At 43.0% G+C, this 24,672-nt stretch carries 17 protein-coding genes; 9 read left to right on the top strand and 8 right to left on the bottom strand.

Going from position 1 to position 24,672, the window contains the following annotated elements:
• The 4 genes from V7K53_RS28075 to V7K53_RS28060 form a co-directional block, all read right to left on the bottom strand.
• A partial coding sequence (locus V7K53_RS28075; protein ID WP_335200753.1) for a HEAT repeat domain-containing protein occupies positions 1–718 on the bottom strand: 718 nt, incomplete at its 3' end.
• Positions 719–1,367: 649 nt separating this feature from the next.
• Positions 1,368–1,844 carry a hypothetical protein gene (locus V7K53_RS28070; protein ID WP_335200752.1) on the bottom strand — a complete coding sequence of 159 codons (477 nt, stop codon included), beginning with the start codon at positions 1,842–1,844 and terminating at the stop codon, positions 1,368–1,370.
• Between the two features lie 280 nt (positions 1,845–2,124).
• Positions 2,125–5,280 carry an efflux RND transporter permease subunit gene (locus tag V7K53_RS28065; protein ID WP_335200751.1) on the bottom strand — a complete coding sequence of 1,052 codons (3,156 nt, stop codon included), beginning with the start codon at positions 5,278–5,280 and terminating at the stop codon, positions 2,125–2,127.
• A 242-nt stretch (positions 5,281–5,522) separates the two neighbouring features.
• Positions 5,523–6,980, bottom strand: coding sequence for an efflux RND transporter periplasmic adaptor subunit (locus tag V7K53_RS28060; protein ID WP_335200750.1), 1,458 nt, complete (start codon positions 6,978–6,980; stop codon positions 5,523–5,525).
• A 567-nt stretch (positions 6,981–7,547) separates the two neighbouring features.
• Here V7K53_RS28060 and V7K53_RS28055 point away from each other — a divergent pair.
• Entirely contained in the window at positions 7,548–8,429 is an 882-nt protein-coding gene (locus tag V7K53_RS28055) for an Npun_R2479 family HD domain-containing metalloprotein (protein WP_335050348.1), read from the top strand.
• A 120-nt stretch (positions 8,430–8,549) separates the two neighbouring features.
• On the top strand, positions 8,550–9,665 hold the full coding sequence (locus V7K53_RS28050; RefSeq protein ID WP_335200749.1) for an ABC transporter permease: 1,116 nt from the start codon (positions 8,550–8,552) through the stop codon (positions 9,663–9,665).
• Positions 9,666–9,824: 159 nt separating this feature from the next.
• On the opposite strand, the gene V7K53_RS28045 is transcribed toward V7K53_RS28050, so the two are convergent.
• Positions 9,825–12,521, bottom strand: a complete 2,697-nt coding sequence (locus V7K53_RS28045; RefSeq protein ID WP_335200748.1) for an AAA family ATPase — start codon at positions 12,519–12,521, stop codon at positions 9,825–9,827.
• Between the two features lie 13 nt (positions 12,522–12,534).
• Positions 12,535–13,605, bottom strand: coding sequence for an nSTAND1 domain-containing NTPase (locus tag V7K53_RS28040; RefSeq protein ID WP_335200747.1), 1,071 nt, complete (start codon positions 13,603–13,605; stop codon positions 12,535–12,537).
• Positions 13,606–13,796: 191 nt separating this feature from the next.
• On the opposite strand from V7K53_RS28040, the gene V7K53_RS28035 reads away from it, so the two are divergent.
• Positions 13,797–14,342 (top strand): hypothetical protein, encoded by a 546-nt coding sequence (locus V7K53_RS28035; protein WP_335200746.1) that lies wholly within the window; start codon positions 13,797–13,799, stop codon positions 14,340–14,342.
• A gap of 83 nt (positions 14,343–14,425) precedes the next feature.
• Here V7K53_RS28035 and V7K53_RS28030 read toward each other — a convergent pair whose 3' ends face one another.
• Together V7K53_RS28030 and V7K53_RS28025 are read right to left on the bottom strand one after the other, a co-directional pair.
• The gene (locus V7K53_RS28030) at positions 14,426–15,451 is read right to left on the bottom strand and encodes an ABC transporter permease (protein ID WP_335200745.1); all 1,026 of its coding nucleotides are present in this window, start codon (positions 15,449–15,451) and stop codon (positions 14,426–14,428) included.
• A gap of 325 nt (positions 15,452–15,776) precedes the next feature.
• Positions 15,777–17,429 (bottom strand): ABC transporter substrate-binding protein, encoded by a 1,653-nt coding sequence (locus V7K53_RS28025; RefSeq protein ID WP_335200744.1) that lies wholly within the window; start codon positions 17,427–17,429, stop codon positions 15,777–15,779.
• 529 nt (positions 17,430–17,958) lie between these two features.
• Between V7K53_RS28025 and V7K53_RS28020 the strand changes: the two genes are divergently transcribed.
• The 6 genes from V7K53_RS28020 to V7K53_RS27995 all read left to right on the top strand — a co-directional run bounded on the left by V7K53_RS28020 (position 17,959) and on the right by V7K53_RS27995 (position 24,575).
• Positions 17,959–18,285, top strand: coding sequence for a hypothetical protein (locus V7K53_RS28020; RefSeq protein WP_289795423.1), 327 nt, complete (start codon positions 17,959–17,961; stop codon positions 18,283–18,285).
• 474 nt (positions 18,286–18,759) lie between these two features.
• The gene (gene psbB / locus V7K53_RS28015) at positions 18,760–20,289 is read left to right on the top strand and encodes a photosystem II chlorophyll-binding protein CP47 (protein ID WP_335200743.1); all 1,530 of its coding nucleotides are present in this window, start codon (positions 18,760–18,762) and stop codon (positions 20,287–20,289) included.
• Positions 20,290–20,400: 111 nt separating this feature from the next.
• Entirely contained in the window at positions 20,401–20,508 is a 108-nt protein-coding gene (locus tag V7K53_RS28010; RefSeq protein ID WP_084227385.1) for a photosystem II reaction center protein T, read from the top strand.
• A 294-nt stretch (positions 20,509–20,802) separates the two neighbouring features.
• A complete protein-coding gene (locus V7K53_RS28005; RefSeq protein ID WP_334999775.1) occupies positions 20,803–21,897 on the top strand; it encodes a 30S ribosomal protein S1 in 1,095 nt (364 codons plus the stop codon).
• A 131-nt stretch (positions 21,898–22,028) separates the two neighbouring features.
• Positions 22,029–22,763: an HAD family hydrolase gene (locus tag V7K53_RS28000; protein ID WP_335200742.1), complete on the top strand. Its 735-nt coding sequence runs from the start codon at positions 22,029–22,031 to the stop codon at positions 22,761–22,763.
• A 681-nt stretch (positions 22,764–23,444) separates the two neighbouring features.
• Entirely contained in the window at positions 23,445–24,575 is a 1,131-nt protein-coding gene (locus tag V7K53_RS27995) for a sensor domain-containing diguanylate cyclase (protein WP_335200741.1), read from the top strand.
• Positions 24,576–24,672: the final 97 nt, after the last annotated feature.

Here is a 24,672-nt window from a genome sequence, read left to right as displayed (position 1 = left end):
CCTTTTCATCCTTGAGGATATTAGCGATGTCAGGGACATACTTGGCTGCGGTGTCTCCCAAGTTGCCCAATGCCGATGCCGCACTTCTACGAACGGAGGCGTCCACCTTTTCATCCTTGAGGATATTAGCGATGTCAGGGACATACTTGGCTGCGGCGTCTCCCAAGTTGCCCAATGCCGATGCCGCACTACTACGAACGGAGGCGTCCACCTTTTCATCCTTGAGGATATTGAGGATGTCAGGGACATACTTGGCTGCGGCGTCTCCCAAGTTGCCCAATGCCGATGCCGCACTACTACGAACGGAGGCGTCCACCTTTTCATCTTTGAGGATATTGAGGATGTCAGGGACATACTTGGCTGCGGCGTCTCCCAAGTTGCCCAATGCCGATGCCGCACCATAACGAACGGAGGCGTCCGCCTTTTCATCCTTGAGGATTTTGGCAGCTTTCTCGGCAATATCCTCTGGTTTTTTCACCAGGGATTTTAAATCTTTGAGATCATATTCAACTAATTGCTTGAGAGCATATCCTTTAACTTGGTCGTGTCCATCATCAAGGGCTGCTAATATACCGTTAATCTGCCAATCGTGGGGTTTGGGTTTGGGGGTTTCTTTGGCGTTTACCCAAGGTAGAGAGAGGAAGAGAGTTAGGAGTAGGGTGAAACAGAAAAGGAAAAAGACGGAAAGCTTGTTAGTGTGGCGGGGAGTTGTGGGCATAAATCAGGGCAAGGTGGCAGATTACACGCGGCTATCGGTATAATACCAAGCTTGCAATTCTTAATTCCTGATTTAGAAGGTCAGATTTTATTTGAGTTTTTATTGTGGGAGCTTCCCAAATTTTGAAATTTACTATTATGGTGCGTTCAGATAGGAATAAGAAAATCAAGAAACGAACCGCCATCGCGCAGCGTCTCGTTAGAGAAGAACACCAAGGACGCAAAGTAAGAGAACAGACTTGATGTTGATCTTTGCTTATGAGTATCAAAGACTCGCCGACGAGTATTAAAGACTCGTCCACGAGTATTAAAGACTCTCCCGCGAGTATTAAAGACTCTCCCGCGAGTATTAAAGACTCGTCCACGAGTATCAAAGACTCGTCCACGAGTATTAAAGACTCTCCCGCGAGTATTAAAGACTTGTCCACGAGTATTAAAGACTCTCCCGCGAGTATTAAAGACTCGTCTACGAGTATCAAAGACTCATTAATGAGGTTTAACTACTCATTTGCGAAGTTCAAAGACTACAGCACTTATTATTTGAATGCACTACACCACGATACACAGTAGGGGCACAGCATGCTGTGCCCCTACGAATGCTTGTATTTGACGCAAGCGAAAACGGCTATAAACCGAATGGCAATATTTGCCTATGAACCAGAAGCAGTTTTAGCAGGTTTACTTTTAATAGCTTTAAACCGTTCCCCTAACTGTTCGGCAATAGTTTTTAACCCTGGAGTTTTCTTAGCAGCAGTCTTGACGTAATCGTAAACTGTCAAACTGCTGCTCATTGTCTCACTACCGACAGCCATTAAGGTATCATCTACTTGTTCTGTCAGTTGTCGCAGTCCAATCAGAAGTTCGCTGAGAGTGGCGGCTAGTTGATAATCCCGCACAAACTCATCTACATCAAAGCTGGCTGGGAGAATTTCTCGGTTAGATTGGGCGGCAGTCAGGCTAGTGTTGACAAAAGCTAGGCTTTTATCGCCCATCTTAAATAACTTGCGTCGTTCTTCTACACTCAGAGTCACCAGAAAAGGCAACTTTGCTTGGATAGTCGCAAAGGCTGCTTTAATTTCTTGGATATCTGCTGGGGTAAGGGAGCCTGTAATGTTTTGGTAAGCCATTGGTTATTTACTGTGGTGAATCTGTTTGTTATGATTCCCACTGGTAAATGCGATCGCACAGTATTTAAGGAAGGGAGAGTAGGGAAATTAACTTCTCTGGTGTACACATAAGTCGAATTACCCCCCTTAATCCCCCCTTGGAAAGGGGGGAAATAAGAGAATCTAGTTCCCTCCCCTTTACGATACGGGGAGGGTTAGGGTGGGGTAAAACTTACGCTGTAAGGAAGCAATACGATTTGGTTAAGAAGACGCGATAAATCGCCGTCTCTACAATTAATTATTAACGCGATGGTTTCTTACCAAAGCCATCGCGTATTGTATCCATAATCCAAGTTTGGAGGTTGTCAATGTAGCTAAATATCACTGGCACTACCACCAGTGTCAACAGAGTAGAAGTTGTAAAACCGCCCATAATGGCAATTCCCATTGGTTGGCGAACTTCAGAACCAGCGCCAATTCCCAATGCTAAAGGGAGAATACCGGCGATCGTTGCAAAAGAAGTCATTAAAATCGGTCGCAGACGTGACACACCTGATTCTATGAGTGCCTGACGTTGGGTTTTGCCTTCTTGCATGTTGATGATTGTATAGTCTACTAACAGAATCGAGTTTTTGGTGACAATCCCCAACAGCAACACAATCCCAATGAGGGCATATATTCCCAAGGGTTTTTGAGCAACCATTAACGCTACCAATGCGCCGCCTAAACAAAAGGGTAAGGCTGCCATAATCGATAATGGATGGAGAAAGTTGTTATACAGCAGCACCAGAATTGCATAGATACACATTAATGCCAGCCCTAATGCACCGCCAAAGCGACCAAAAATGTCTTGCATAATTTTGGCGCTGCCTGATGATTGCTGTACTACTCCTGGCGGTAAGTTTTGCATTGCAGGTAGTTTGTTGATTGTCTGGACTGCCTCTCCTAAAGAAAGCCCTTGCAAATTCGCTTCTACAGCTACTTGACGAGCACGATCGTAGCGGTTGATGGTAGCAGGGCCGCTACCAAAGCGGATATCTGCCACTGCTATGAGGGGAACCAATCTACCATTTTGACTGGGAACTTGCAGATTTGTGATTGTGTTAATGTCGGCACGCGCTTGCGGATCGATTTGCACGCGAATGGGGATTTGGCGATCGCTTAAATTAAATTTCGCTAAGTTCGCCTCATTATCGCCGATGGTGGCAAGGGAAGCAGTCCGAGCGATCGCTTGCACTGTCACCCCCAAATCTGCTGCCCGTTGCGGGTTAGGAATTACCAAAATCTCTGGTTTTACCAAACTTGCAGTCGAAGCCACTTCTACTAATCCAGGTAGCGATCGCATCTGCTTTTCTAAGGCATCAGCAGCTTGATTCAACGCTTCGGGATTTTCACTTCTGAGGACAATTGATAAACCTTTACGACTGTCACCCGGCGACTGACTTTGAAAACTAATTCTCGCTCCTGGTATTTGCTCAAAGTTAGGACGCACTTGTTCTTCAAACTGTTTTTGGGAAATATTTCGTTTTTCTCTGGGTTTGAGATTAATCGCAAGGCTGGCAGAATTGATCTCTTCTGTTGCTAGTACACGTTCAACTACTGGATTTTGGCGGATGATATCAGTCGCTTGCGTGACTACCTTGTTAACGTCTGACAAAGTGGAACCAGGAGGTAATTCTATAGATACGTTAGAAATTCCGAAGTCACCATCATCAACAAAACCCTTGGGAATTAAGGGAACCAGCATCGCACTGGCAATGAAGAAAGCTAAAGCGATCGCCATTGTTGTCAATCTATGGCGTAACGCCCACTGTAAAAGCGATCTATAAGGTTGAAAGCCTTGACGCTTTTCATCTCCAAGTTTTCTACTTCCGTTCCCGCCACCTGGAAGTATAAATTTAAAATTAAAAATTTTTATTACTCCCCTCTGCCCCTCTGCCCTTCGGTCACTGAGCGTAGTCGAAGTGTGCCCCTCCTTCTCCTTTAAAAGATACGCCCCCATCATCGGCGTAACCATTCGCGCGACAAGAGTTGAGAAAATTGTGGAAACGGCAACGGTAACACCAAATGGTTGAAAAAATTGCCCCGGAATCCCACCCATAAAGGCAACAGGCAGAAACACTGCAATAATTGTCGCTGAACTGGCGATTACCGCTAACCCTACTTCGTCGGAAGACTCAAAAGCCGCTTCCCAAGCTGACTTACCCATAGCGATATGCCGTTCCATATTTTCAATTTCCACAACGGCATCATCTACCAAGTTGCCCACCGCCAAGGCTAATGCCAACAAAGTCATGTTGTTGAGGGTGTAACCAAGGGCTTGCTGCACTGCGAAGGTAGGAATTATTGATAGGGGCAAGGCAACAGCGGTAATTAATGTTGCTCGCCAGTCCCGCAAAAACACTAAAATAACGATGACCGCCAGCACCGAAGCTTGAATCAATTCATCAATGGTGCTTTGGTAAGATTGGCGGACAATATCGGCTCTAGTAAAAATTAAATCTAACTTGACATCTGGGGGAAGAGTTTTTTCCAGTTGTTTGACTGCTGCTTTCACTCCTTCTTCCACAGTCACCAGGACGCTGCCAGTACTACGCAAGACTTGAAAAGCTACTACGGGTTGATTATTCAAACGAGCGGCTTGACGCACGTCACCAAATTTATCTTCTACAGTTCCCAGGCTAGATAACGGTACAGAACCACCTTGTGGTAAAACGATTTCGTAGGTTTTCAAAATATCCACACTGACGGCACTTCCTAAAGTACGGATACTTTGTTCGCTACCACCAACTTCGGCACGTCCACCAGGTAAGTTAATGTTCAAAGCGCGGATTTGGTCGTTTACCTGAGTGGCAGTAATCGCTAAAGCTTGTAAGCGGTCTGGATTAAGATTAATGCGAATTTCTCGGTCAACACCACCCACGCGCTGAATTTGTGCTACACCACGAACTCCCAACAAGGCACGGCTAATAGTTTGGTCTACAAGATTGCTTAACTCTTCTACAGAACGCCGATCTGATTTAACTGCGTAGGTAATCACCGGGCCGCCGGAAAATTCTAGGCGTTCCACAATGGGGTCGTTAATATCTTGGGGTAAATCTTGGCGAATTTGAGCGATCGCATTTCTAACATCATTGGTGGCGCGATCGCTATCTGTACCCAAAACAAAATTGATTGTCGTCTTAGAGTTCCCATCGCTGACAGTGGAAATCATAAAATCGATATTACCCAACCCCGCCACAGCATCTTCAATTTTTTTCGTCACTTGGGATTCTAATTCTGCTGGGCCTGCACCCGGTTGGGTGACTTTGATCGAAACTGTTGGCACATCAATATTTGGGTTAGTATCAATCCCCAAGGATATGAAGGAGAACCAACCGACAACTGTCAAAATTAAAAATAAAACTATCGTGGGAACAGGTTTTTTAATCGACCAGGCTGAGATATTAAAAGACATTGGGAAATTTTAGATTTGGGATTTGGGACTTCGGCTACGCTCAGTCGAACAATTTGGGATTCGACATCTCAGGGTAAAAATCCAGAATTCAGAATCCAGAATTCAGAAAACTTTAATACTCAAGCTTGATAACACACCAATTCGCTCAAGTCGAGAAATCTTGTCAGGACTGCCTTATCAAGTGACTGCTCGACTTCCCGCTGAATCGCCCACTGATTGGATTCAAAATTCTGACTTCTGCTTCAACTTGCAACTCGAACTCCATCGCCATCTTTGAGATAGCCTGCACCATCAACGACAACGCGATCGCCTAACTGTAACCCACTCTTGATTTCCACTGTATCGTTATTGCCAGGATCTCCTAACTCGACTTTCTGGCTACGGACTGTATTTTCACCCGATAAGATGAATACAATTACACTTGCGTCAGCTTGTAACTGCACTGCTTTTTGTGGCACTACCATTTTCATCCCTGAGTCAGTAGTAATTGCAGCACTAGCAAACATTCCTGGTTTAAGTAAAGTCGTTGGCGGCAAGTCAATTTTCACTGTTGCTTCCCGTCTTTGATCGTTCAGCTGTGGTTGTATATCTCTGACTCGTCCCTGCGATCGCACCCGGCGATCGACATCAGAAGTAATTTGCACCGATGCGCCAATTTTCACCTGAGTTAGTTGAGTTTCGGGCACTTTCGCCTGAAGTTCTAACTTTTCATCTCGGATAATCGAAAATAGCTTTTGTGTGCCACCAATCACCGTCCCCACCTGGGTTTGCGGCGGTACGCCAGTGACATCACCGACTCTAGCCAGCTTCTCGGCAATTACTCCTGAAACCGGCGCACGTACCACAGTTTGTCCCAATTGAGTTTGCAGTTGTTGCACTTTAGCAGCACTGCTTTTGACATCGGCTTTGGCTTTGTTGACGATCGCTTGAGCGTTCTTAATATTGGCTTGGGCACTGCCGATATTAGCCTGGGCACTACGTATATTTTCTTGGGACAGGTTTACAACTTCTATGGCAGTTTTCACATTGTAGGAACGAGTATCAAGTTCTTGTTTGCTAATCGTCCCAGAGTCAGCGAGTTGTTGATAGCGCTGATAATTTTTGGCTGCTTCCTCCAACCTCGCCTTGGCTTGAGCTAAATCGGCTTGTCTTTGCTGGACTATTGCTTTATTTGATACCAAATCTGCCTGCTTGGATGCCACATCTGCTTGTTTGGATGCCACATCTGCTTGTTTCGATTCCACATCTGCTTTTGCTTGGCTAATTTGGTTTTGCAGTATGGAACCATCTAACACCGCCAACACTTGACCTTGTTTGACAAAAGCTCCTTCTTTGACGTTTGCGGGAATGCTTTTAATTTGTAAACCGTTTGTTTGCGGTAGCACCGGAATTAAATCACTTGCGGCTACAGTCCCAGTCGTTTTAAGGGTACGGACAACACGAGCGGTTTCTACTGTGGCGATGGTGACAGTCATCGCTGGGTTAACTTTTTTATCCGCTATCGCACTTTGTTGACGGGATGGAAAACGATTTAATACAATCATCCCAACCAAGGCGATCGCAATTCCTAAACCAGTACCCAAGAATAATGGCTTCAACCATGCCCTGGTTTGCTTTTGATCTGATTTGCTTAAAAAATTCCTATCTTCAGAGGTTATAGCTTCTTCCACCTCAACTTCTGAAAGACTTTCATCGCTCACAGTTTCACCTCTACTTGCTGTTTATACATACCAAACCTTGGTATTTTCTTAAGAAAACTTGAAGTTTATTTACTTCAATATCAACTATGGCGTATTTCATAGTGAATGTCTTTTATCTGATCTAGTATATAATATAACTTTTTAACTAAGAGAAATTACTACCAAAAAGTGATAATAAATTTTATGTAGATATTATGATACAAAAAATTCTCTCATCTCATAGAGCTACTCTATGTCACACACCATCTGTATTGAGATCACTGTCAACCAATGCTTAGATATGAAAAACTAATATAGCCGATCAAGATTTATCTAATTAGAATCGAAAGTATTTATGTACCTTGGTAGACTAGGAAATTATTTTTTATACGTAATCAATCATTTCTCTAAAGCCTTTGTCTTGCTAGGAAGCCATATATCGAGGCATAAATAAAGCTAGCGGCTATAGGTACAGGTGAGTTACAAAGGAGCAAACTCCATTGCCTGAAATTCCAGCAAGGGTGGCCTTGATTATGGAATTTTAAAATCAAATCAATAAAAAATTGGTATTTACCAGAGTAACGAGATATGTTCAATGCCACTGAAATTTTAATTGATGCCTTCGTAAATGAAATTCGAGACGGCTACCGCCGCACTTATGGCTGCTTTAAAAATGATTATCAGGACATTATCGCCTGGGCAGGTAACATGGCTTTGGAAAATATTGCCAATAGCGATGCCCTTTACCACAATGTTGAACACACTGTCTTAGTCACCCTGGTGGGACAAGAAATTTTACGTGGCAAACACATCAGGGAAGGCGGTGTTTCTAGTGAAGACTGGTTGCATTGTATTATTTCTTTAGTCAGTCATGATATTGGCTATGTTAAGGGAGTTTGCCGACAAGACCGAGAAACAGCAAACTTATATTCCACAGGTAAAAATGGCAGAATGATTTCTGTGGCTGCTGGCGCTTCTGATGCCAGTCTGACGCCGTATCATGTTGATAGAGCCAAGCTGTTTATTGATGAGCGGTTTGGAGGTCACAAGTTAATCGATGCTGAGGCAATTAAGAGCAATATTGAATTGACTAGATTTCCCGTGCCTGCGGCAGAGGATCATCAAGATACAAAGTGCTTTGCAGGATTAGTGCGTGCTGCTGATTTGATTGGTCAACTAAGCGACCCGCGTTACCTGAAGAAAATTACTTCTTTATTTTATGAATTTGAAGAAACTGGTGTAAATAAAGTTTTGGGCTATAAAACCCCTGCCGATTTACGCAATAACTACGCTAAGTTTTACTGGAATGGCGTATATCCCTATATCCAAGAAGGACTGCATTACCTATCATTGACACAACAAGGAAAACAAATTCTTGCTAATCTTTACTCAAATGTCTTTGTTGTGGAACATGAAAAACAACAGGAAGAACAGCAGAGGTATTTAGAGCAGTTAGCAGTTAAGAGCTAGGAGAGACGCGATTAATCGCGTCTGTACAGGAGTTAGGAGTTGAAAATTATTAATCATGAGTTATGAATTAAGATAAAAACTTAATAACTCATAACTCCTAACTTATAACTCCTAACTACTATGGATTGGTGGCGACGACTTAAGAAAAATCCTTTGGCACGATTTGGGGCAATTTTGCTGTTAATTTTCTATATAGGAGTAATTGCAGCTGATTTCGTAGCTCCTTACGATCCCTATGCTTCACAGCCTAATGGTTCACTGCTGCCACCAACGAAGATACACTGGGTTTCTCAGTCAGGGCAGTTTATTGGGCCTTATGTTTATCCGACGACTCAGGGAGATACAAATTTAGATACAGGCGATCGCAAACTGATTGTAGACTCAACAAAGCCTTCACCCTTGCGTCTATTTGTCTCTGGGGCAGAATACCGATTGTTGCAGATGAGTTTGCCACTACCGCCGAAGTGGGATGAAGTCACAATCTTTGGTGGTATCCCCTTAAATTGGCATTTATTTGGCACAACAAGTGGTGCAAAAGTCAATATTTTCGGCACTGATGACCAAGGCCGCGACCAATTTAGTCGCCTGCTGCATGGCGGTCGCATCAGTATGTTTATCGGGATTTTTGGCATTATCATTACCTATCCCCTCGGTTTGCTCATCGGGGGAATTTCCGGCTATTTCGGCGGTGTAACTGATAGCATCATTATGCGCTTGGCAGAAGTGCTAATGACTTTCCCCAGTATTTATCTTTTGGTGACATTGGGTGCAGTCTTACCAGCGGGTTTAAGTAGTACCCAGCGCTTTTTGCTAATTGTGGTGATTACTTCGGTGATTAGCTGGGCTGGTTTAGCACGGGTGATTCGGGGACAGGTACTATCAATTAAAGAGAGAGAATTTGTTCAAGCTTCGCGTGCAATGGGCGGAAACCCAATTTATATCATCGTCCGCCACGTTTTACCGCAAACGGCTAGTTATGTAGTTATCTCCGCGACTCTTGCAATTCCAAGCTTTATTGGTGCAGAGGCGATATTGAGTCTCATCGGCTTGGGTATTCAACAACCAGACCCTTCTTGGGGAAATATGCTTTCTCTGGCTAGCAATGCTTCAATTTTGGTGTTGCAACCTTGGTTAATTTGGCCGCCGGCTGTGCTGATTATTCTCACAGTGCTGGCATTCAACTTACTTGGTGATGGGCTGAGAGATGCGCTTGACCCGCGCAGTTTAAGAAGATAAGCCTTCAATAATAGTAAATGCGATCGCCGAAATAACAAATGCGTACTCCGAAATAGCAAATGCGTACTCCGAAATAACAAATGCGTACTCCGAAATAACAAATGCGTACTCCGAAATAGCAAATGCGTACTCCGAAATAACAAATGCGATCGCTCTACTCTACTGCTGCAAAACCCAACGGCGAAAAAGTTCTACCATAATCCGCCAGTTTCCCTGAGTTTCCTCAACTACATCATGACGCTTCAGAGTATTCAGCGCTTCCTGTAAATCAGCGTCGTTCATACCTGTAGACTGAGCTAAGGCATCCAGACTTAGGCCTTCTGGGTGAGGTGCAAGTACTTGTACAATTGCTTGTTGACCCTCAGCACCCCGCGCCGCCTGACCCCAAACCCCATCAAAGTAATAGCGTCCCCGCTTGAAAAACTCAGGGTCATTGATAACTGCTTCCACATCTTCTACAGTGAAAACTGGGTCACGCGATCGCCCTTGCTCAAAAACAAAGTCGTTGTAGCCGCGCACTAGCTGAAAACCCAGCAGTTGCACTAAATATGGTTGACCATGTGTCAAAGCATAAATTTCATCTAAAGCTTCCGGGATGTAGTCGAGGGGGAAGTCTTCATTACCTGGGTTAGCGAGAATTTGGCGAGTAGCTGCACGTTCTTGAAAGCCTACATGAATAGGAATGACGCTGGCAAAGAAGGGTTGAAAATAATCTGCTGTCATTTCCTCTAAGGTGTGTAAACCAGCAAAAGCAAAAGCGATTTTAGAACTCATTTGCACCAAACCGCGCAGAAAACCCATAAAGTCGATAGGTATTTTGTTCGCTTCTATTAAATCTTCAATTTTCTCGAATTCGTCTAAGGCGATAATTAACCCACCTTCTAGGTTTCCTTCCACCTGTTTTAAATAACGTTCAAAACTCCGGTAGGGGAGATTAAGTAAATCAGCGTCAGCTGGTGGTCGAAGTTTTACAGTTTGAGAAATTTCATCACAAATTGCCATTAGTACTTCACCCACACCTTGGGGGCTATCTCCCAAACGTAGCAAGTTGACGTATGCTAGCTGTATTTGTGAGCCTAGACAGTTAGCAGCGTTAAGCAGAATAGAAGTTTTGCCCATGCGCCTGTGACCGTAGAGAACTATAGACTGGAGTTGATTACCCATCACCCAGAGTTCTTCTAACTGTCTGATGATATCTTCTCGCCCAACAAAGAGATGACCTTGAACGGGGTCGCCTACAACATAAGGATTAACCACAGGCTTGGTGATGGAAATTTCTCCCACTTCACCAGCAATTTGTAAAAGGCTTTTTTGCCAAGTTTGAGCGATATCTATTATTAACCCTTGCTCTGCTTGTGGTAATGTGTCGGCTTGATTTAGGATTTTTGTCAGTTTGCCTAATGCTCGATTCAGAGCTAAAGACCTGGCTGAACGTGAGACGCTGCGTTCAATAGACTGGACATCCTCAACAACTTGACGTAAATTAGCAAGAACTTTCCAAGTTACTGGACGTAAAAGCGGTTCCTGTGGAAAAAGAGGAACTTGGATAGCAACAATAGAGGCTGGTTTTTTAGCTTTATCAAACGTCGCTAGAGTTTGGGCAAGGGTAAACATTTCCTCACCGTAAAGTAGAGAACGCACTACAGCAAAAGCCTCTATTGCTCTGGCTGGTTCATATTCATGCAGATGCCAGAAACCAGCAGCAGTAGCACGGGCAGGAGTATCTAAACGAGTGTCTATATTAAAACGAGCCTGTAAACCTTCTCGCCAAGAATGAGGGAAGAAAAATAACCAAGGGAAGGAGAAGAAATCTTTGATAAACCTTGACTTTAGGGTTTCATCTAGAGAAGCTGAAGTAAAACGTACTACATTCCAATCAAAAGGATTTGCCGCCAATTGAGAGACATTCCAAATAATTTGCTCTGAGGGGATTTTGGCAAGTACTCTATTGACTGCTTGGATAACAGGAATGAATTGTAGGGTATATGCCAGCAGTTCATTAATATTATGTAAACCAGTTTCCCAGTCATTTTGCAACCAATTTTGCAAGCGCCAAACAAGATTAGGAAGGGGAAGCGAAGTGATGCGGGGGAGTAGCCAATTACCGTTTTGGATGATTCGTAAGTTTAAAGGTGAGCCAATAAGCCAGGTTTCTGGACGCAATATTACCACACCTATCGCCACGCCTACCACTACACCTGCCACCACACCCGCCACCATACCTGCCACCACACCTCCCACCACGCCCAATGCCACACCAAACACCACACCTCTAGCCACACCCCCAACCACGCCCAATGCCACGCCTCCCACCATACCTCTCGTCACGCCTGCCGCCACGCCTCCCGTTACACCCGCCGCCACGAGAAATGCCACGCCTCTCGCCACGCCAAACGCCACACCTCCCACCACGCCCAAAGTCACGCCCAAGGCTAGACCTCCTGCCACGCCTACCGCCACACCTACCGCCACACCTGCTGCTATACCTCCCGCCACGCCTAGCATCACACATTCCGCCACACCTGCCGCTATACCTACTGCCACCCCAAACCAGTCAACGGGAACATTTACAGTTTGAAAAATTATACCCACAGCCAGAGGTGTAACTACTGTTAAAACTAATCCTTGGAAAAATAATTGACGTTGGATAGCATTTTCTCGCAATAACTCCCATCCCTTGCGCCAATTCATTTCCTCTTCAGGAATATAACCACCCCCGAATTCATTTATATACCACCGCAAAGCTTGGGGAAAGAAAAACACCCAGTACAAAAGGCGCAGATAATCCAAGGGATTCCAAATAGACAGGCGACGCTTTAACTTGGGTTTTAAGTCTAAGCGGGGTACAGGGGTCATTATCTTATCTCCATCATTGCAAACTGTCTACATAATGCGAATAAGTTTGATAACACAATTGCATCAGTTTGCGAGGATGTCCGCCACTTTCTTGGATGAGTTGGATGATTTCCTCTTCAGTAAAACTCACTGAAGTTTTAGCCAAACGGCTATTAATAAAATTACGGGCGCTGATTTCATCCCAAGGTTTTATATTTTCCTCTTGGCAAATACCTGCCAGGGGAGATGTTTTGCCATTATCCTGACTGTCGTTAAATAGCTTGTCCAGAGGTTCGCTAGCAGCTAAAATCAACCGCAAAGAAGCATCACGCCCTTCAGCTAAACCGCGCAATTGATCCCTAACTTGGCGAGTAAAGCCGTTTTCGATTAATTTTCCTAAATTATCTATAGCTAATAGCACTTTTTTATTTTGCAAATTGCGAGTTAGTCTATAGCCTTTGCTTTCAGGGATACCAATTTTATCGCACAAAGCAAAGTAGAATTCATCTTCATCATGAACTCCATTATTTAAATCTAAAAAAACTGGCTCGCGTGGTAACTGTAAATAATTTTCTGCCTGTTGGCAAATCACCCATAACAAAGATGACTTGCCGATTCCTTCTTCTGCTATGAGCGCGACACTACTATTACTGTTAAGTACTTCAAATACCCGTAATATTTCGCGTTCCCTGCCAAAAAACTGTTGTGGATCTTCTATTCTGCCGCGTTGAGGAATAAAAGGATTATGATTTTGCTGCAATAGATGATCTGAGTGTGATTCATCTTTTAGTGGTGGATTAGTTGGTTCTATAATTGGTTCTTGGAAAAGTGAAGCTTCTTCTAAATACTTTTGATATCCTACTATTATTGGATTTTTAAAATTTATTTTTGTAACTGTTATGCCGAGATGTTTTGTAATCTTTTTACATAACTTTGCACCCACATCTCTCACATATTGTGTACTATAAAAGCCATCATTAACAATCTCTGTATACTCCTTCCCTTCCCACATCCCTAAAAAGAGCTTTTGTTCTAAGTCATTTAAGACTTGCCTATCGTTTGTAAGTAGCTTATTAATGAATGTTAATGCTTTTTGTGAGTCCATTAGGTGTAAGCAAATTGGCAGAGCAAAGTTAAAACCAGTCAGTAGTGTAATACTTTACCCTACAAACCTACATTTGCCTACTTTCCCTTACAACAATTTAATCACTCAAACTCCCTACTAGCGCCTACCTATAGAGCTTATGTCTCAAGTGATGATGGTGTTATACCAAAAAAAGTTGAGGAGTTTGAAAAATGGCAACTTTTAGACAACAGCTTGTACTTGCTCTCATCGCTGCTACCAGTGCCATACTAGCTACAGTAGCGCCTGCATTAATTGAGCGGGATAAAAAATCTGCTTCAGAACCAAAGCCTTTTGTCACCGCCACCTCTGCAATATGTGACAAAGTTCTTGCTGATAAAGTGTGTGTCGCTAATCTTACAGTGCAGGTTAATAGCAACGAACTTCAGCAAGTGACAAATCGCGATCGCCTATTTCTCAAATCTGGAGATACTCTAAGATTATCAAACGTCTATTATTGCATACCATCTCAAACTCTACTCAATAAAGTAGAAGTCAGAGGATATTTATTTAAACATGGAGTTGAGAGTTATAAAAATGGACTTTTCACTCCTAGTAACTTCCCGATTTATGCTGCTTGTCATAATATTGGTAACTTCCAAAAAACTTGGAAGCTTGAACCAGGACAGCACCAAGTCAGCATACCCATTATCAAGTATGTTGGTAGCAACAGAATTGTTGACAATAGTTTCTACTTTAACTTGGATGTTGGACAATAATTTCAGCCTTCTATTTAAAAGCGAAAGCGAGTAGTAGTTTTATGGCTTACAGCGAGTTTAGCTAAAGCAAAACAAGAGAACCTCTAATACCGAATTCGCGGATCTACATAAGCATTTAAAATATCAATTAAAATGCTGGCACTCACAACGATCGCACCAAAAAATACCAATACTCCCTGGACTGTGGGATAATCGCGATCTGCGATCGCTTGATACAATCGATTAGCTAACCCAGGCCAAGAAAATGTTACCTCTGTCAAAATCGCCCCACCCAACAGAGAAGCAAAAGTTAATCCCAAGACTGTAATCACTGGAATTAGCGCATTTTTTAAAGCGTGAGAGGCTAAAATCTTATTTTCACCAATACCTCTAGCTCTAGCGGCTTCTACATAATCTGCTTGCAAGGTTTGCTTTAAATTCACTCGCACAATTCGCTCAAAAATCCCACTGAGCAAAATTCCTAGTGTGAGACTCGGTAGAGCCAGATGGTGTAAAGATGTGAAAAACTGGGTGAAATTTCCACCAAGTAAGCTGTCAATTGTATACAATCCAGTGACAGTACTCGGAGCCGGCAAATTGGGCGGAAAGCGGTTGGAATTAGGAAACCAACCCAATTGGACTGAGAAAATCAACTGCAAAAGCATTCCCGCCCAAAACATGGGAAGTGCGTAAGTGATAATCCCAAATAAGCGCCCGCCGACATCAAAATATGTCCCAGGACGAGAAGCCGAAAGAGTCCCAACCGCAATTCCGACGATGAGTGCAACCGCCATACTACATACTGCTAACTCCACCGTCGCCGGGAAATATTGGCCAATTATGTCCCAAACATTTTGTCCGCGACTCATTAAAGAAGTTCCCAAGTCAAAGCGCAGTATGCTTCCCAAATAATTTAGGTACTGTAGCCACAGGGGAAGGTTTAAACCGAGTTGTTTTCGCAATTCTTCTTTAGCTGCTTCTGGCGCACGTCCACCAAGAATTGCATCTGCTGGATCTCCTGGTGTTGCTCTTAGTAAAAGAAATACAATGGTAATGATAGTTAATAACTGAAGTGGCGCAAGAAGCAACCGAGAAACAATGTAATATTGTAAAGCTTTAGAACGAGACATAAGTAATTTAAATTTTAAAATTTAGAAAGCGCTTTTGGGAACTATTTTAACTATCAAACAGATAGATATTGAACAAGAAAATTTTTATCGAATAGTCAAAAGTTATTAGGTAATTTCTTACAACAGAATATACCCAGCTTGACGAGTTTCGACTTCTCTGCTAACGCGTAGCGTTAGCAGAGCTTTCGCTTTAGCGATACGCTCAACTCTCAATCCCTTAGTTGGTTGAGCGAAGTCGAAACCAACGGCAGCGGTAGATTTATTAACGGAAATTGCCTTACTAATGACTAATACTTCGACTACGCTCAGTACAAGTGACCAATGACTACTTTTTAAGTGTCTGGTAAACCAAAATTTGGGTAGGGTTAAGTTTTACGCCATTAACACCATTTCGGGCAAATACATAGTCTTTGTTTTGCCATAAGGGGACATAAGGTACATCAGTAGTAACTTGCGTTTGAATTTCGTTAAAAATTTTCTGACGAGCTTCGGGGTTTTGTTCTTTGCGTTGCCCATCAATCAATTTATTTATGGCTTCGTTATAGTAGAACGAACCCTGAGTTTGACTGCCTCCATCTTCGCATCCTTTAGCAACTGAACCTTTGTCACAAGACAAAAATGGCTGGACGTAATTATCTGGATCTAAAAAGTCTGGATACCAATCAAGTAAAGCTGCCGGATACAAACCTTTGGCAATGTCTTTAAAAAAGGCAGGCCCTTCCGCTTGAGTAACTTCAAATTGCAGTATTCCATCCATTTTGACATCCACAAGCGATTTGAGTGTCTGTGCTGCCAAACTCCGAGTAGGTGAACTAGAAGGATACCAAACTTGCACTTTTGCAGGATTTTCTTTGGAGAAGCCAGCAGTAGTTAATAATTTTTTAGCTCGATCGAAGTTAGCATCGCCATATTTCTCTTTGAATAATGGCACAGAAACTTTAAACGTTGTGGGAATCATGCTATATAGCGGATCTGCTTGACCAAGTAACACTCGCTCATTTAAAAGTGGACGGTCAATTATGGATGCGATCGCTTGTCTTACCTCTAATTTATCTAAAGGCTTTTGATTCCGGTTTAATACCAGATAACTTACTACACTACCTTCAGCTGCGATCGCTTGCCAATCCCCTTTTTTACCACCTTCTTCCAAACTACGATTTTGATCTGGTTGCAGTGACAGATAAGCTACATCGACTGCACCTGTACGGAAAGCATTAAATAAATTAACCGGACTAGTTTGAATTTGGAGATTAACACCCTTGTTAACTGGTTTTTCTCCCCAATATTTATCAAACACATCAAATCGGATGGAATCAGTACCATACTGTCCTAATTTGTAAGGGCCAGTTCCCACAAAAATATTCGGCTTGAATTTACCAGCGCCGACTTCGTAAGCTTTTGGTGAAACGGCACAAACTCCAGGAAATGCCAGCAGTGAGGGAAAAGCTGCAAAGGACTTTTTCAGCTTGATTGTCAACTCATACTCGCTTGTCGGTTTGATCGAATCTACTATATCAGCTAGTAAGAATGAGGGTTTGCCTTTATTTTCAATAAAGCGCTGGATGGTAAACGCCATTGCTTGAGCGTTGAAGGGAGTCCCATCATGAAAAACTACTCCCTGACGTAAGGGGATGGTATAAGTTAAGCCGTCTTGACTGACTTTGGGTAATGCTGTAGCTAGTTGGGGTTTAATTTCGGTGCTTCCTGGTTCGTAATTATAGAGGCGATCGCTCATATTAAACACCAAACCTAAAGATGCTAATTCATAAGCATCAGCCGGATCGAGGGTTCTTGGCTTGGCTGTTGTACCGATAGTAATACGACCATCACCTGTAGGGGTATTTACAGAACCAGATGGCGGCGTAGTTGACTGCGGACGAGGAGCGCAACTAACAACTAAAAATAAACATAAACAGAACAAAGATAGGAATTGTGTAATCCGACCCCACCGTTTCACGGACAAGGAAAACCAGGTCATGGCAGTAATATATTTGATATCAGCGGTCAGCAATTTTACTACATTTGTGACTCTTATGCTGAATCTTCACAATTTATAGCAGTTTTTGTTTCGATGGAATACTCCGTAGCCATCTAAATCAAAAATTTGTGGCGGATACTCAACTTCATAATTAAGTTAATTGCTATTGTGCGATGCCTACGCCTATGCACTGTTTGGTTACAAAAAATCATTGATAAAATACAGAATTTGATATTTAAGATTTGTTAAGTATTGAAAAATTTTTATTTAATTAAAATTTTCAACATTGGTTAAATTTGTCTTAAATTCATAGTTACTGGAAAAATAGATCTTGGTAAGGTTTCACCTTAGCCCAAGTAGTGTACGTTGAGGTTTTACCTGTTGCTGCTTGGTAACAGATACCCGATAGAGCGGTTTATCGTCAAGATTGGCTGTATTGTCAAAAAGAAGAGTGTTTGAACATCAGCGACTAAAGCGATCGCGATATTGTTAACAGCAGATTGAAAGTCGAAATAGTGAGACTAAGACCGTGAAGTATTTCTTTCTATCTGAGGGATGGGCAGTTGCAAGAGTCTGGGCATCTGATGGACTCTGGCAAATAACTGCATGGCGACGCCAACCAGATATTCAGCGAATGAATATTTGTTTAGTCGAAGAAAATGAATTGCTCTGGCTTTATCGAGTTGAAGAAGCCGTTTTAACCGTGGAAGTGAAGCCAACAACACCAGTAATTGGTAGTCAGACCATCGGTCAAGTAGTACTCAAGCGTCTGATGAGCGCCGAACAGGTAATCGAACGCCTGGGTACAGCTGAGGCGAAGTGTCAACTGCAAAATATCCACTTGGTGGTTCAGTAGATAGTAGCTATGGGGCACAAGCGGCAGAGGGGCAGAGAGGCAGAGGGGATAAAATCTTACTACAACTTCTCTTCTCCCCTGCTCCCCCGCTCCCCCGCTCCCCACCCTCCTCGTAAAGAAAAGATAAGAAAATTTAATCCCCGACAGGTATTTGGTAGCGAAAAAACTTGGACATGCTACGCGATCGCATCAATTTACACGCTTGCAAACAATTCCATCAATAGTTACACTTTTTAAAACATTCTCATTTTTGCTTGGAGATGGCTACCCTAACATAGGTAAACCTCCCGAAGCGAGTAAGCATTGCCAAAGCACCCACGCTGTCTGATTTATTAAGACTAAGCGGTGGTGATACTCTGGCTCTGGCAATAACAAAAAACAAGTAGAGAGTTTTATGAGTGGCGATTTTCGTTTCTCATAACCTCAGTAAGAAAATTGCTTTGTAAACTAACTCATCGAGGAGGAGCGTAGTCGATGGGACTACCCTGGTACCGAGTACATACAGTCGTTCTGAATGATCCAGGGCGACTGATTTCTGTACACCTAATGCACACAGCCTTAGTAGCAGGCTGGGCTGGTTCGATGGCACTCTACGAACTAGCTGTTTTTGATCCTAGCGATCCAGTTCTCAACCCAATGTGGCGTCAAGGGATGTTCGTCCTGCCCTTTATGTCACGTTTGGGCGTTACTCAATCTTGGGGTGGTTGGAACGTTACTGGTGGGCCATCAACCGATCCTGGCTTTTGGTCATTTGAAGGTGTTGCTGCCGCTCATATTGTTCTTTCCGGTCTGCTATTTTTAGCCGCCGTATGGCACTGGGTTTACTGGGATTTAGAACTTTTTAGAGATCCCCGTACTGGTGAACCCGCCCTAGACTTGCCAAAAATGTTTGGCATTCACCTGTTCTTATCTGGTCTACTTTGTTTTGGATTTGGTGCTTTTCACGTCACCGGACTATTTGGGCCGGGAATATGGGTTTCTGACGCTTATGGTGTAACTGGTGCGGCCCAGGCAGTAGCACCAGAATGGGGCCCAGATGGTTTTAACCCCTATAACCCTGGAGGCATTGCGGCTCACCACATTGCCGCTGGTGTTGTTGGTATTATTGCAGGCTTATTCCACCTCACAGTTAGACCCCCCGAACGGCTCTACAAAGCCTTGCGGATGGGGAACATTGAAACAGTACTTTCTAGCAGTATTGCAGCAGTCTTCTTCGCTGCTTTCGTTGTTGCTGGTACTATGTGGTACGGTAACGCCGCCACACCCATCGAATTGTTTGGCCCTACCCGCTATCAATGGGATCAACGCTACTTCGGTCAAGAAATTCAGCGCCGCGTCCAAACTAGCGTTGCTGAAGGTGCAACCCTTGAGCAAGCTTGGTCGCAGATTCCTGAAAAATTGGCTTTCTACGATTACGTCGGTAATAGCCCCGCGAAAGGCGGTCTATTCCGTACAGGGCCAATGGTGAAGGGTGATGGCATTGCCCAATCTTGGCAAGGTCACGCCGTATTCAAAGATTCTGAAGGACGGGAATTGACTGTACGTCGTCTCCCCAACTTCTTTGAAACCTTCCCAGTGATTTTGACTGATGCAGATGGAATTGTCCGCGCTGACATTCCCTTCCGTCGGGCAGAATCTAAGTATAGCTTCGAGCAATCTGGTGTCACCGTTAGTTTCTACGGTGGCAATCTGAATGGTCAGACCTTTACAGAACCAGCTGACGTGAAGAAGTACGCTCGTAAGGCTCAAGGCGGTGAAATCTTTGAATTTGACCGGGAAACCTTGAACTCTGATGGTGTATTCCGCACCAGTCCTAGAGGTTGGTTTACCTTTGGACACGCCGTATTTGCTCTGCTGTTCTTCTTTGGTCATCTCTGGCATGGCGCTCGGACAATCTACCGAGACGTATTTGCTGGTGTTGACGCCGATCTTGAAGAGCAAGTTGAGTGGGGTCTATTCCAGAAAGTGGGTGACAAGTCAACCCGCCGGAAAGAAGCCCTTTAATTTCAGTGCTGAGTAAAGAAGTGCTGAGTTCAGAGTTAAGGCTCTGACTCAGCACTTAGCACTCAGCACTCAGAACTTTAATTACTGGCTGGATAAAGAGGAAATCGTAATATGGAAAGCGTTGCGTACATCTTGATTTTTACTCTGTGTATAGGTACTCTCTTCTTTGCGATCGCATTTCGCGAACCCCCTCGCTTTGAGAAACCAAAAGATAAGTAGATCCTATCCACAGACTTTTAAGCGGATTTAATCTTAATATCCGTTGCTACTAAGTATGGTGGCAACGGATATTATTGTGTTTGTCCTTTGTTGGTTTTCACTACTAAGTAAATGACAAATCATTTTTATATTGTGATATAATTTCCAATCTTGGGAGTAGATATGTGTTAATGCTAGCTTTTCTGCGCTAGGATGAAAAAGGATGTTTTGTGTAAGCTGCCATAGTACTGCTTACATAACGCATCGCGCCTGTCGCACCACCTTTACGGAGACTAGAACCAGGAACAAATCAGCATGGTCAATCAGAATTTAACCGCTACAGAAATTGGATTCACTCACGAAGATTTCGCTGCTCTACTTGACAAATACGATTATCATTTTAGCCCTGGCGATGTTGTCCCAGGAACAGTTTTCAGTATAGAGCCGCGCGGCGCTCTGATTGACATTGGTGCTAAAACCGCAGCATATATACCTATACAAGAAATGTCTATTAACCGGGTGGATAGCCCGGAAGAAGTATTACAGTCAAACGAAACGCGCGAATTTTTTATCCTTACCGATGAAAACGAAGATGGTCAATTAACCCTTTCCATTCGCCGTATTGAATATATGCGGGCTTGGGAACGCGTGCGGCAGTTGCAAGCAGAAGATGCTACTGTCCGTTCTGGGGTATTTGCAACCAATCGCGGTGGAGCATTGGTACGAATTGAGGGATTACGTGGCTTTATCCCAGGTTCCCACATCAGTACCCGCAAACCTAAAGAAGAATTGGTAGGTGAGGATCTACCGTTGAAATTCCTAGAGGTAGACGAAGAACGTAACCGTCTGGTTCTATCTCATCGTCGGGCGCTGGTTGAGCGCAAGATGAACCGTTTAGAAGTCGGCGAAGTAGTAATTGGTACAGTTCGTGGTATCAAACCCTACGGTGCTTTCATCGACATTGGCGGCGTCAGTGGTCTACTGCACATTTCTGAGATTTCTCACGAACATATTGATACACCTCATAGCGTGTTCAATGTCAATGATGAAGTGAAAGTTATGATCATCGACTTGGATGCAGAAAGGGGTCGCATTTCCCTATCTACCAAGCAGCTAGAACCCGAACCCGGCGACATGATTAAGAACCGGGATTTGGTCTACGATAAGGCGGAAGAAATGGCTGCTAAGTATCGCGAACAGCTATTAGCCAAGCAGCAAGGTGCTAGTGCTGCGGCAGCACCTGCGGAAGTTCTTGCAGACGAAGATATTCCACCAGCAACAGAACTTGACGAAGATATTCCACCAGCAGCAGAACTTGACGAAGATATTCCAGTAGTTGCGGCAATAGAAGAGGAAATTCCAGCAGCAACGGAAATTGAAGAGGAAATTCCAGCAGCTATTGAAGAGTAATAGATTTTTTATAGTTTTACTTGTTTTTAAGTAAGAGTATTAAATCATTTTATAAAGAGGGTTTTTCCCTCTTTTTTTATGTGGAGAATCGGTGAAAGAGAAGAGTTGGAAGTAATTAGAAGTTAAATATTATGGCAACCATTAAATGTAGAAATATCACTTTTGATAATATCCAGGCAATTTTGTTTGACAAAAACGGTACTCTAGAAGATTCAGAAACGTATTTGCGATCGCTAGCACAAAAAGCAGCAAGATTAATAGATGCTCAAATTCCTGGAACTGGGGAACCCCTATTAATGGCATTTGGCATCAATGGCAATCTTCTAGATCCCGCAGGTTTAATATCAGTAGCAAGCCGCCGTGAAACAGAAGTTGCGGCTGCGGCATATATTGCCGAAACAGGAAGAGGATGGTTTGAGTGCTTAAAAATAGCCCGTCAAGCCTTGGATGAAGCGGAAAAATACATTGGACAAACTCCTTCACCCCTGTTTGTAGGTAGCCTAGAAATTTTGAAATACCTGCGGGAGGGTGGGCTAAAACTTGGCATTCTCTCAGCTGCGACAACTCAAGAAGTACGTAATTTTGTAGCCAATCACCAGTTAAGTGATTATATCCAGTTGGAAATGGGAGTAGATGAAGGGCCAAGTAAACCAGATCCAGTGCTATTTTTGCAAGCTTGCCAAGCTTTGGGAGTTGAACCGAATGCTACCTTGATGGTGGGTGATGCAGTTGGTGATATGCAAATGGCGCGTAATGCGAAAGCCGCAGGTTGTATTGGTATCACTTGGGTAGGTAAGCCAGATAATGTCCGAGGTGCGGATGTGGTGATTAATCAACTTGATGAAATCAAGATTTTAGAGGATTAATTTAATGTGAGTTCGATGAACTCAAAAAACCGCAGTTGAGGCGTTTTCTGCCACATTAGTTTTTAGATGGCATAGAAATCGTCTATGTCGCAATACGCTTGGCTTTGTGAAAAATTGTTGGTTGGGTGAAGCAAAGTGCAACCCAAGAAAGCTATGAAAATGTTGGGTTTCCTTCCTCAACCCAACCTATACAACTACGTTCAGAATTTATGTGTCAAATCAATCAAAATATCCTAATACAACACGGCGTAAATAAACCACTCATTCCAAATCAACGAAACGCTTACGCTGTATTCATTTTGAATTTTGAATTCTGCCTAGCGGTACTAGTATCCATCTATACCTGAGCAGGAGCTTTCTATTTTATTCGCAAAAATCATGTAACTCTAACATATCAAGATATTTTTGCATCTTTCTTTAGATAGATTGTTAAAGAAATCCGTAATATCTCTAATAGAATAAAATGGGAAATTTTTTAGAATCAGAGTAAAGGCATTTAAATTCTGTAATCCATGCCCAGCAAGGGTTTAAAATTTAGTTTCAAAAAGAAATAATGCTTAAACCTTTTGCCCAGTAAGCATTATAAAAATAAGATGCGTTTGCCTTGTTTTTGAGAATGAAGACATTGCGAGCCGATCGCAGTCTCAACTAATTTTTGATCTTTTTTATTGGTGAAAGCGCATGAATTTTCAAAGCTCTGCTTCACCTGTCATCATTTCTGATTCTAATGATGTCAAAGCTGAAATGTCTTATGTTCAGGGGATGGAGCATTTAATTGAGGTTGTTCAAGCATTGTCACTAGCACGGACGCTAGAGCAAATTATGGAGATTGTGCGAAAGTCTACGCGTGAGTTGACTGGGGCAGATGGGGCTAGTTTTGTACTACGAGATGGAGATCAATGTTATTACGCAGATGAAGATGCGATCGCTCCCTTATGGAAAGGACAACGCTTCCCGATGAGTATTTGCATTGTTGGGCATACAATGCGAAACCGTCAGCCTGTTGTGATTAGCGATATTTATGGAGATGAACGAATTCCATTTGCAGCTTACCAACCAACTTTTGTCAAAAGTTTGGCAATGGTGCCTATCCGAGCGTGTAACCCCATCGGTGCAATTGGAACATATTGGGCAACCTTACATCAGCCAACGGAAGAAAAAGTAAAGCTATTACAGGCATTAGCAGACACAACAGCTGTCGCAATGGAAAACGTGCAAATTTATAATGAATTAGAACAAAGAGTTTACAATCGAACTGCTGCACTAGAAAAAGAAATAGAAGGGCATCAAAAAGTTGAGGCAGAAGTTCGGCGCTTATCTCTAACGGATGAATTAACCGGAGTGTACAATCGACGAGGCTTTTTTCTATTTGCAGATCAGCAATTAAAACTAGCCCATCAGCTACAAAAGCCCTGTTGTCTCTTATTTATAGATATAGATGGATTAAAGCAAATCAATGATACCTTTGGGCATGAAGTTGGAGATCGGGTAATAGTAGATGCCGCAGACTTGCTAAGTCAAACCTATCGAGATTCTGACATCGTTGCCCGATGGGGGGGCGATGAGTTTGTTGTATTCATTCCGAAATGTTCAGATCATACGAATGCAATTACTGTTCGCCTACAAACTAACATTGATTTATTTAATCAGAATCGAGATAGAAGTTATCATCTATCAATGAGTATTGGAGTTCAAGACTGCGTTATCAATGAAGATGTTTCATTGGAAAAACTCATATTGCAGGCAGATGAGTTGATGTACCAGCAAAAACGTGCCAAGCGAAGTTATAGGAATAATAACAGCAGCTTTTAATTCTTTATACCAATTTAATATGAAGCTGCATATAATAGAGGGAAGCAAACTTGATAAATTTGAATACTCATGAGCCGTCCTTTTGAGATTGAAATCG

The organism is Nostoc sp., assembly GCF_036917355.1.
In the GTDB taxonomy this organism is placed as follows: domain Bacteria; phylum Cyanobacteriota; class Cyanobacteriia; order Cyanobacteriales; family Nostocaceae; genus Nostoc.
Note: the sequence above shows the minus strand (reverse complement) of the source record. Positions and strands in the feature narration are given on the sequence as shown.